Below are 10,819 nucleotides of genomic sequence, written 5' to 3' on the forward strand. Positions count from 1 at the left end.
GCCTTCGGAGCCGCCCGCTGGGGCGCGGCAGGCGCTGGCGGAGGTGCGACGGCGACCACCGCGGGCGCCGCGGTCGATGATGCCGTGGAGCGACGCGGCAGCAGCGCACCGGAGTCGTCGTGGCTGCGGTTTCCGGCGGTACGACGCGGCGCGCGAGGCGCCGGAGCGGGAGCGGGCGTCGCCGGCGGCGGCGCCGCGTCAGGCGCGGCCGACGGTGCGGGCGCCGAGGCGGGCGCCGGAGGAGGAACGACCACCACCTGCGGCGGCGGCGGCGCCACCACCACCTGCGCCGCCGAGGCCGGCACCGGCGCGGGCGTCACCACGCCGGAAGACGTGCGCGGCAGCAGCGCGCCCTTGTCATCGTTGACGGCGCGCGCGGCTGGCACGGCCGTGACCGCCAGGCTCAGCGGCAAGGCGGCCAGCAGGCAACGGGTGCGCAGCGACGACAGGGGCGAGGATGAGAACAACAGCATGGGCTCGAACGGGCGGTCTTCCACCGATACCGTCACTGGACCATGCCCGGGCCCGGCGCGATGGCCGGAAAAGAGGCGCCGCGGGACGCCTTATCGAAGCCGTGAACTCAGGAAGCCAGCATGGCGATCACCGCCACCGCCATCACCCCGGTGGCCGCCCAGCCGAAGAAGCGGTGCCGCGGCGAGATCGTCCACTCGCCCATCAGCCGGGTCGACTGGCCGATCCACATCATCACGACCATGATCGGCACCGAGATCACGCCGTTGACGATGGCGCTCCACACCAGCGCCTTGATCGGGTCCACCTCCACCGCGCTCATCAGCGTGCCGATGCCGGTGGCCGCGATGATGATGGCGTAGAAGCCGCGCGCCTCGTGGAAGCCGCGCGAGAGCCCCGAGCGCCAGCCGAAGGCCTCGCTGACCGCATAGGCGGCCGAGCCGGCCAGCACCGGCACGGCCAGCAGCCCGGTGCCGATGATGCCCAGCGCGAAGACGGCGAAGGCGAACTCGCCGGCCACCGGGCGCAGCGCCTCGGCGGCCTGCGAGGAGGTCTGGATGGTGGTGATGCCGTTGAGGTTCAGCGTGACGGCCGTCGCCAGCACGATGCACAGCGCGATCGCGTTGGAGAACAGCATGCCGACGTAGGTGTCCTGCTTGATGCGGAACAGGTGCTCGCGCGCATAGGCCGGCACGGCGCGCAGCACGGCCTCGTCCGGGCGGCGCTGGCCCTCCTCCACCTCCTGGGCGGCCTGCCAGAAGAACAGGTAGGGGCTGATCGTCGTGCCCAGCATCGCGACGACCATGCTGGCGTAGTCGCCGGCGGAGGTGCCGGGCGGCATGAAGCGCCAGGGCTGCAGCGATTCGACGGTGGCCCGCTGCCAGGGCACCCGCACCACCAGCACCACGGCGAAGTAGGCGAACAGCGCCAGCGTCAGCCACTTCAGGATGCGCACCGAGCGCTCGTACGAGAACATCACCTGCCCCGCCACGCAGAGCAGGCCGAAGCCCAGCACGTAGAGCTGCGAGGGCCCGGCCAGCAGCAGGTGGGCGGCCTCGGCCATGGCGCCGATGTCGGCGGCGATGTTGATCGTGTTGGCCAGCACCAGCAGGCCCACCAGCACCATCGTCAGCCAGCGCGGGCAGACGCGCGCGATGTTGGCGCCCAGGCCCTCGCCGGTGACCCAGCCGATGCGCGCCGACAGCATCTGGATGCCGATCATCAGCGGCGTGGTCAGCAGCAGCGTCCACACCAGGCCGAAGCGGAACTGCGAGCCAGCCTGCGAGTAGGTGGCGATGCCGCTCGGGTCGTCGTCGGCGGCACCGGTGATCAGGCCGGGGCCGAGGCGGCGGGCCAGCGCGCGGGCATCGGGCAGCTGGCGGCGCAGCGAGGCAGCCGCGCGGGCCGCGAGGAACAGGTTGCGGGAAATCAGTTGTTGCACGGGTCTCTCCCCGCCGCCCTGCCGCGACAGCAGGACGGAAGACCGCGGCCCAAGGCAGGGCCGCAGGGTCGAACGATGATCCGGGGAGAAGAAGGACGATCAAGCCCCGGCGGTGGTCAGGTCGATGCCCCCACCGCCCGGTTCTTCATCGAGCCGTCAGAAGCGATCGACGGCTCGGCAAGGACTGGACGGCGAAGGCCAGCTACTAGGCGCTGGTGTCATGGCGGTGCCGTCGAGTTGAGGAGTTAGCATTGTCTTCGCCGGTGCTTGCCAGCGTCAACCTGCATCTGCTGGGGCCGCGGCGTCTTAACGCTCGCGCAACGCTTCGCGGCTCTTGAGCATGGGCCTGAGCAGGTAGCTCAGCACCGAGCGGTCGCCGGTCTTGATCTCCACCATCGCCTGCATGCCCGGGATCACCGGCAGCGGCTTGCCCTTGTAGACCAGGTGGTTCTCCTCGGCGGTGATGACGGCGCGGTAGTAGGCGTTGTTCGGGTTGCCGCCCTTCTCCGGGGCCGACTCGCCGACCACGTCCGGGCTGATGTAGGTGACCTTGCCTTCCAGGCCGCCGTTGATGTTGAAGTCGTAGCCGTTGAGCTTGACCTGGGCCTTCTGGCCGACATGGATGAAGCCGATGTCGCCGGGCTTCACGCGGGCCTCGATCTTGATCTGCTCGCCGATCGGCGAGATCTCCATCACCGGCACGCCGGCCGCCACCACGCCGCCCACGGTGCTCACCTTGATCGCCTTGACCACGCCGTGCACCGGCGACTTCAGCATCGTGCGGGCCATCGCGTCCTGGCGGATCACCATCTGCTCGTCCAGCGCGGTCAGGTCGTTCTGCGCCTTCACCAGCTCGCCCGCGGCCTCCTGGCGGAAGCGCGCCAGCCGCTCGGTGCGCTGCGCCTGCAGCTCGTTGACCTGGCGGGTCAGCCGCATCACCTCCACCACCGACATCAGGCCCTTGGCCGACATGTCCTGCGAGATCTTCAGTTCCTTCTGCAGCAGGCCGGTGCTGCGGTCCAGGCTGGCCACGGTCTCCTCCAGCACGCGGCGGCGGGCCTGGAAGGACTCGGTCTCGGCCTGCACGATGCGGGGCGAGGCCTGCACCTCCGGCGGGAAGGCGATGCTGCCGAGGCCGTCAGCCTCGGCCTTGAGCCGCGCCACCTGGGCCTTCAGCGCCAGCGAGCGGCCCACGCCTTCGGCCTGCGTGGCCTCCACGCGGGTCGGGTCCAGCTGCGCCAGGTCCTGGCCGGCCTCGACCTCCTGGCCCTCGCGCACGTAGAGCTCGCGCAGGATGCCGCTTTCCAGGCTGGCGATGACCTGCTCGCTGCCGTCGGGCACGATGCGGCCGTCGCTGCGGGTGATCTCGTCCACATGCGCGATCGAGGACCAGGTGATGGCCACCACCACGATGATCAGCATCAGGTACAGGCCCCAGACGGCCTGCGGCAGCGGCTCGTCGATGGTGGCCGCGTGCAGGCCGCTGACGAAGCGGCCTTCCTCGCGGGTCAGCGCGGATGGTTCGTTACTCGCCATGCGTTTACTTCTTCGTCAATCACACGGACGGGGAGCGTTGGACGGGCTGCGCGGACGGGTGCATGCGCACGCCGGCCTGGGCGGCCGCCTGCTGCTGCTGGGCCTCGGGCGGCACGCTCGGCCGCACGCCGGACAGCGCGGCCAGCACCTGGTCGCGCGGGCCGTCCATCACCAGGCGGCCGGCATCGACGACGACGATGCGCGACACCAGCTCCAGCACGGCCGGACGGTGGGTCACCATCACCAGCGTGCAGTTGCCGGCCGCGTCGCGCAGCTGGCGCAGGAAGGCGATCTCGGACTGCGCGTCCATCGAGCTGGTCGGCTCGTCCATCAGCAGCACCTGGGGCCGGGCCACCAGCGCGCGGGCCAGAGCCACCAGCTGCCGCTGGCCGCCGGAGAGCATGCTGCCCATCTCGCCGACCGGCAGGTCCCAGCCCGCCGGATGACCGGCGACGACGCGGTCCAGCCCGGTCAACCGGGCGACCTCGACCAGGCGCGTCGCATCCAGGTGGGCGCGGCCCATCAGCACGTTGTCGCGCAGCGTGCCGTGGAACAGGCGCGGCTCCTGCGAGACGAAGCCGACGCGGGCGCGGAACTCGGCCGGGTCGATCTGGCGCAGGTCGATGCCGTCCACCTCGACCATGCCCTCAGTCGGCTGGTACAGGCCCGACAGCAGGCGCAGGATGGTGGACTTGCCGCTGCCGATGCGGCCCAGCACCGCGACGCGCTCGCCCGGCTCCAGCCGCAGCGTGACATTGCGCAGCACCTTGGGCGCGTGGCCGGCGGCCTGGGCGGCGGCGCCGACCAGCGGGTAGGAGAAGCCGACGTCGTTGAGGCCCAGCCGCCCGCTGATCTGGGTCAGCGGCACGTAGTTGCGGTTCTGCTCGCGCTCGGTCGGCAGGCTCATCATGCGGTCCAGCGAGACCATCGCGGCGCGCGCGCCCTGGTAGCGTGTGGCCAGGCTCACCAGGCTGCCCAGCGGCATCACCGCGCGGCTGGCGAACATCACCGAGCCCAGCAGCGCGCCGGCGGTGATGGTGCCGTCGTGGATCAGGTAGACGCCCCACACCAGCATCACCAGGTTGACCACCTGCTGCATCGAGGAGGTGATGTTCATGCTGAGGCTGGAGATGCTGCGCGAACGCAGGCCCGCCTCGGCGGCGATGGCGGTGCTGGTCTCGTAGCGGCGCAGGAAGCGGCCCTCGGCGCCGGATGTCTTCAGGTCTTCCAGGCCCTCGATCGCCTCCACCAGCGTGCCGTGCAGGTCGGCCTGCTCGGCCATCTGGGCGCGCATCGCGCGGCGCAGGTAGCCCTGCATGGCCCAGGAGATCAGCATCATCACCGGCATGGCCAGCGTCAGCACCCAGCCCAGCGGGCCGCCGACGATGAAGGTCATGCCGACGAAGATCAGCACGAAGGGCAGGTCGCTCAGCGCCGACATCGTGGCCGAGGTGAAGAAGTCCCGCACGATCTCCACCTGCGCCAGGTAGTGGGCGTAGGAGCCGGCGGATTCGGGCTTGTGCTCCATGCGCACGCCCAGGGTCTGGCGGAACAGCTTGGCGCCGATGATCAGGTCGGCCTTGCGGCCGGCCAGGTCGATCATATGGCTGCGCAGCTGGCGCGAGAACAGGTCGAACAGCAGCGCCAGGCCGGCGCCGGTGGCCATGGTCCACAGCGTGACGAAGGCCTGGTGCGGGATCACCTTGTCGTAGATCACCGAGGTGACCAGGCCGGACACCAGCATCAGCACGTTGGACAGCAGCGCCGCCAGCATGGCCGAGCGGTAGTAGGGAATGAAGCGCTTCAGCGTGCCCCACAGCCAGTGCTCGCCGGGCGGGGCCAGCAGCGCGGCCTCGCGCGGGTTGCGCTCGTGCGCCTGGGAGACTTCCTGCGGTGAGACCACCAGCACGAAGCCGCTGTACTCGGGCGCAAGCTCCGCCGCGCTGGCGACCACCGCGGCCGCCTCGGGGCCGGGGAAGACGACCTCGTAGCGCTGCTGGCCACCGGAGACACCCTCCTCTTCCAGGCGCTTGACCAGCACGCAGGCGTCGCCCTCGTTGAGCAGCAGCACGCAGGGCATCAGCGCCGGGTTGATGTCGGCGATCGGCTTGCGCAGCAGGCCGGCGTTGTAGCCGGCCTCGCGCATCAGGCGCAGCGCCTGGTCCGGCGCCAGCGCGCCCTCCACCGGCGAGCCGGCGCGCAGCGATTCGGCCGAGCGGGCGCGGCCATGGTGGCGGGTCAGCCAGGCCAGCGCCTGCAGCAGCGGGTCGCCGACCGGCTGCTCGGCCAGGCCTTCCAGCGGGTCGGGCCGGGCCTCGGGCTGGGGGACGGAGCTGTCGGCCGCCAGGCGCAGCTTGTTGGCGGCGGCGGTCGGCGCGTTCGCGGCGGCGCCGGCACGGGCGTCGTTGCCGAAGAAGGAATCCTGCTGGTTGCGCGTCGACATATCGAGTTACTTCGACTGACGATGCTGGAGCGCCAGGCGCTCGAACTCGTCCTCGATGCTGCGCACGATCGCGGGCAGGTCGAACAGCCTGGAGCTGCGGCCCTGCTCGCGCAGGTAGCGCTTGTAGGAGGCGGCGCGGCCCGGGTTGCGGCCGATCTGGACGGCGCGCTGCTCGTACTCGGGCAGGCTGAAGGTGACGAGATCAGGCAGGCCCACGGCCGTCAGCAGGCTGCCGGCCATGCGCGAGATGTAGCTGCGGCCGGAGCGGGTCAGGATCGGCGTGCCCATCCAGAGGCAGTCGCTGGCGGTGGTGCCGCCGTTGTAGGGGAAGCTGTCCAGGAACAGGTCGGCCAGCTGGAAGCGGGCCAGGTAGTCGGGCGGCTGGGCGCGCGGGGCGAAGACGAGACGCGCGGCGTCCACGCCGTTCTCGGCCGCCACCCGCAGCATGTTGGCCTTGGCCCACTCGTTGTCGGCCAGCAGCCACAGCACGCTGCCGGGCACCTCGTGCAGCACCCGCATCCAGCACGCGAACATCTCGTGGCTGTACTTGTGGTTGTTGTTGAAGGTGCAGAAGACGAAGGCGTCCTCGGGCAGGCCGTTGGCGGCGCGGGTGGGCGTGGGGCCGACCTCGCGCTTGCGGTCGCTGACCTGGTAGCAGTCGGGCAGGTAGATCGGCTTCTCGGTGCAGTACGGCAGGTACTCGGGCGGCATCACGAAGCGGTCCGCGATGATCCAGTCCACGCCCGGCAGCGCCGAGGTGGCCGGCAGGCCCAGGTAGCCGACCTGGATCGGCGCGGGGCGGTAGGCCAGGATGTTGGGGCGGGCGCCGCTGGTGAGGCCCTGCAGGTCCACCAGCACGTCGATGCCGGCCTCGGCGATCAGCCGCGCGGCACGCTCGTCCTCGACACCGTGCAGCGACACATAGTGCTCGATCGAATTCTTGATGCGGGCGCGCAGCGGCGTGCCGTCCTCGCGGCTCCAGCTGAAGGCGAAGGTCTCGACGCGCTCGCGGTCGTGCAGCTCGAACAGCTCGGCCGTCAGCAGGCCCACCGCATGCATGCACAGGTCGCCGCTCAGGTAGCCGACCTTGATGCGGCCCTCGCGCGCCTTGCCGTGGCGCTTGTGATACGGCGCCTCGGTGTACTTGACCACCTTCTCGTGGACGAAGCGCTGGGCCGTCATCAGCTGCAGCGCCGGGTCGTCGGTCTCGCTGAGCATGGCCAGCAGCGAGGTGTTGCACAGCAGCTGGTTGTGGGTGACCTCGCCCACCGGCTGGTAGACCGGCCAGTCGCACTGCTTCTGGCGGATGTGGACGTAGTGCTGGGTCACGTCGCCCTGGGTGGGCTTGAGCTCCAGGCTGCGGCGCATCAGGGCCTGGGCCTGGTCGTAGCGCTTGAGCGTCTCGAGCAGGCGGGCGGCGTTGTTGAGCGCGTGCAGCACCAGTTCCAGCGTGTCCGGCTGCTCCTCGGGATGGGCGCCCAGCTTGGGCGACTCGTCCTCGACCACGCCCTGCCATTCGGCCAGCGCCTCTTCCTGGCGGCCCAGGTGCTCCAGCTGGTGGCCCAGGTTCAGCCGCGCGTGGGCGAACTTGGGCGCCATCGTCAGCGCGATGCGGTAGGCCTGCTCGGCCTGGGCGTGCTTCTTCAGGTTGCCCAGCAGCGTGCCCCAGTTGAAGCAGGCCACGTGGCGGAAAGGCGACGGCGTGGCCGCGATCCAGTTCTGGTAGAGCAGCGCGGCCGCCTCGCCCAGGCCGGCGGCCTGCAGCGTGTTGGTGCGCTCCATCAGCACGCCCAGCTCCATCTGGCCGGAGCGGGCGGCGGCGAGCAGCAGCTCGATCTGCTGCAGCGCGGTCTGGGGGCTCGGCGAGGTGGGCGGTGAAAGATCCATGGCAAGGCGCCGCAGCGGGATGGCGGGGGTCCGGCGATCTTAGGTGTCCGCGGTCAGTGTGAACGGGACGTTAGGGGCCTGATTGGACAGCAATTCATTCCTTGTCGGCCGGTGGCAGCGGCAACAAATCGGCAATAACCCGCATCAATGCGGGAATGTAGTCTTCGTTATTCCCCTAATTCCCAATCTCAGCGTCATACGAGATGCTCAAAATGGATCCAAAGAAGTAAGCAATCTTTCAAAGGGTTGCGCCGTCGATAGAAAAAGCGCGGTTGGGGCCGGCACAGCGCCGGTGGCTGCACAAGAGTGAGAAAAATAGATCCATGCTGCTGAATGCACTTCTGACGCGTTGGGCCAGAACGACGCGCGGCGCCCTGTCGACCACGTTCTTCTCCCGCAGCACGCAGACGGCACAGGCCGAGGGCAAGCCGGCCACGCGGAGCGACAGCTTCTGGCAGACGATCCTGCGCCGGCAGGCGGACGGTGCGCCTTCGCGCAGCGTCTACGCCGAGGTGGATGTGCTGCCAATGGCCAAGGCTGAATTCGAGGCCAGCCTGCAGGGCCTGCAGGGTGAGCAGGTCGAGTTGCTGGCCGGCACGATCCGCAAGTGCCGCCAGCTCGACGACCTGTGGCACCTGCGCACCTGGCTCTACAACGAGATCGCGCGCCAGTTCTCGCAGTTCGAGGCCGAACGGCGGCTGGCGCGCTTGCAGGCTCATTTCACCGCCGCCGGCCGGCGGCACTAGGGTGTCAGCCCCTCGCCCAGTCGTGCCCAGCTGAACGCTGGCGCGCCTGGTCGGTCCCCCGAGGGGACGCCGATGCTCGCGGCATCGAGCCGCAAGCATTGCCAGACGGGCCGGCTTGGGGCGGCCCGGCGCTCGGCCCGAAATACCGGGCGTTCAGCGCCCGAGGAAGTCCATCTTGCCGATGCTGACGCCGGCGTGGCGCAGCAGCGCGTAGGTCGTCGTCGCATGGAAGAAGAAGTTCGGCATCGCGAAGTGCTTCAGGTAGTTCTCGCCGCTGAACTTCAGTGCGTCGCCGCTGCGGCGGGGGATCGTGATCTCGCGGCCCTCGCTGCCGTCGATCTGGGCGGCAGGCAGCGACAGCACGTAGTCGCGGGTCTTGCGGACGCGCTCGATCAGGTCGTCGAAGCTGGCCTCGTCGTCGGGCCAGCTCGGCACGTCGACGCCGGCCAGGCGCGCCACGCAGCCCTTGGCCGCATCGCTGCAGATCTGGATCTGGTTCTTGAAGGGCAGCATGTCCGGCGCCAGGCGCAGGCCCAGGTAGTTGGCGGTGTCGAACTTCTTTGCCTCGGCGTGGGCCTTGGCCGCCTCCATCCAGTTGATCATGTTGCCCAGGATGCGGGCGAAGACCGGCACGCTGGCCGAGTGCATGGTGATGGTGCTCATGATGGGATGTCTCCGTTACTCGAATTGCGAGGAAAGCGGCGCATCGTAGCGATTTGCGCCAAGGTCTGCAGGCGAGCCCCGGGCGCAAGGCAAAATGGGTTCAACGGCCTTGAGATTCCATGAACATTGTCATCCTCGACGACTACCAAGACGCAGTCCGCAAGCTCCGTTGTGCCAGCAAGCTGGAACACCTGAACGCCAAGGTCTTCACCAACACCGTGAAGGGCATGGGCCAGCTCTCGGTGCGCCTGCGCGATGCCGAGGTGCTGGTGCTGATCCGCGAGCGCACCCAATTCAACCGCCAGTTACTCGAGAAGCTGCCCAAGCTGCGGCTGATCGCGCAGACCGGCCGCGTCGGCGCCCATATCGACGTGGACGCCTGCACGCGGTTGGGCATCGCGGTGGCCGAGGGCGTGGGCTCGCCGATCGCGCCGGCCGAACTGACCTGGGCGCTGATCATGGCCTCGATGCGGCGCCTGCCGCAGTACATCGGCAACCTCAAGCACGGCGCCTGGCAGCAGGCGGGGCTGAAGGCGGGCTCGATGCCGCTGAACTTCGGCATCGGCATGGTGCTGCGCGGCAAGACCCTGGGCCTGTGGGGCTACGGCAAGATCGGCCAGCTGGTGGCCGGCTACGGCCGCGCCTTCGGCATGCAGGTGCAGGTCTGGGGCAGCGAGGCCTCGCGCCTGCGCGCCCAGGCCGACGGCCACGCCGCCGCCGAGAGCCGCGAGGCTTTCTTCGAGAGCTGTGACGTGCTGAGCCTGCACCTGCGGCTGGCCGAGGGCACGCGCGGCATCGTCACGCCCGACGACCTGGCGCGGATGAAACCCACCGCGCTGTTCGTCAACACCTCGCGGGCCGAGCTGCTCAGCGACGGGGCGCTGGTCTCGGCGCTGAACCGCGGGCGGCCCGGCATGGCGGCGATCGACGTGTTCGAGAGCGAGCCCATCCTGCAGGGCCACCCGCTGCTGCGGCTGGAGAACTGCGTCTGCACGCCGCACATCGGCTACGTCGAGCAGGACAGTTATGAGATGTACTTCGACGCCGCCTTCGACAACGTGCTGAACTTCATCGCCAAGAAGCCGACGCACATCGTCAATCCGGATGCGCTGAAGGTGCATCGGTGATGAGCGAGGAGGCCGCGGAGCTCCAGCGGCCCGCCAACCTCTGGGCCCTGTTCACCGGCTTCACCTGGCTCGCGCTGCAGGGCTTCGGCGGCGTGATCGCGGTGGCGCAGCGCGAGCTGGTCGAGAAGCGCCGCTGGCTCGCGCGCGAGGATTTCGTCGAGACGCTGGCCATCGCGCAGGTTCTGCCGGGGCCCAATATCGTCAACATCTCGCTGATGCTGGGTGATCGCTTCTTCGGCCTGCGCGGCGCCTTCACAGCGATGGCCGGCATGCTGCTGGCGCCCTCGGTGATCGTGATCGCGCTGGCGGCGCTGTACGGGCACCTGGCCTCGCATCCGGTCGTGGTCGATGCGCTGCGCGGCATGGGCATCGTCTCGGCCGGGCTGATCCTGGCCACCGGCGTGAAGCTGCTGCCGTCGCTGAAGAAGCATCCGCTGGGCCGCGCCGTCGCGCTGGGGCTGGCGGCGGTCACGATCGCGCTGGTCGTGGGCCTGCGCCTGCCGCT

8 protein-coding genes and 1 pseudogene are annotated in these 10,819 nt (G+C 69.7%); 3 read left to right on the forward strand and 6 right to left on the reverse strand.

The features are described from left to right. From B0W88_RS33170 to B0W88_RS25465, 5 genes and pseudogenes are all read right to left on the reverse strand, one after another. Positions 1-473, reverse strand: a pseudogene (locus B0W88_RS33170) (hypothetical protein); the annotation flags it as partial. A 107-nt stretch (positions 474-580) separates the two neighbouring features. Continuing rightward, complete coding sequence (locus B0W88_RS25450; protein ID WP_233151840.1) at positions 581-1,912, reverse strand: NRAMP family divalent metal transporter; 1,332 nt, start codon at positions 1,910-1,912, stop codon at positions 581-583. A gap of 306 nt (positions 1,913-2,218) precedes the next feature. Then, the gene (locus B0W88_RS25455) at positions 2,219-3,448 is read right to left on the reverse strand and encodes an HlyD family efflux transporter periplasmic adaptor subunit (protein WP_077037405.1); all 1,230 of its coding nucleotides are present in this window, start codon (positions 3,446-3,448) and stop codon (positions 2,219-2,221) included. Between the two features lie 19 nt (positions 3,449-3,467). Beyond that, positions 3,468-5,891 (reverse strand): type I secretion system permease/ATPase, encoded by a 2,424-nt coding sequence (locus B0W88_RS25460; protein ID WP_077037406.1) that lies wholly within the window; start codon positions 5,889-5,891, stop codon positions 3,468-3,470. 6 nt (positions 5,892-5,897) lie between these two features. Further along, on the reverse strand, positions 5,898-7,778 hold the full coding sequence (locus B0W88_RS25465; protein ID WP_077037407.1) for a hypothetical protein: 1,881 nt from the start codon (positions 7,776-7,778) through the stop codon (positions 5,898-5,900). A 323-nt stretch (positions 7,779-8,101) separates the two neighbouring features. Between B0W88_RS25465 and B0W88_RS25470 the strand changes: the two genes are divergently transcribed. Beyond that, a complete protein-coding gene (locus B0W88_RS25470; protein ID WP_077037408.1) occupies positions 8,102-8,524 on the forward strand; it encodes a hypothetical protein in 423 nt (140 codons plus the stop codon). Positions 8,525-8,677: 153 nt separating this feature from the next. Here the strand turns inward: B0W88_RS25470 and B0W88_RS25475 are convergent, their stop codons facing one another. After that, entirely contained in the window at positions 8,678-9,187 is a 510-nt protein-coding gene (locus tag B0W88_RS25475) for a DUF1993 family protein (RefSeq protein WP_077037409.1), read from the reverse strand. A 119-nt stretch (positions 9,188-9,306) separates the two neighbouring features. Between B0W88_RS25475 and B0W88_RS25480 the strand changes: the two genes are divergently transcribed. Next, on the forward strand, positions 9,307-10,314 hold the full coding sequence (locus tag B0W88_RS25480; RefSeq protein WP_077037410.1) for a D-2-hydroxyacid dehydrogenase family protein: 1,008 nt from the start codon (positions 9,307-9,309) through the stop codon (positions 10,312-10,314). Then, a partial coding sequence (locus B0W88_RS25485; protein WP_077037411.1) for a chromate transporter occupies positions 10,314-10,819 on the forward strand: 506 nt, incomplete at its 3' end. The genes B0W88_RS25480 and B0W88_RS25485, both read left to right, overlap by 1 nt.

It is taken from the genome of Pelomonas sp. KK5, from assembly GCF_001984095.1.
GTDB lineage: Bacteria > Pseudomonadota > Gammaproteobacteria > Burkholderiales > Burkholderiaceae_C > KK5.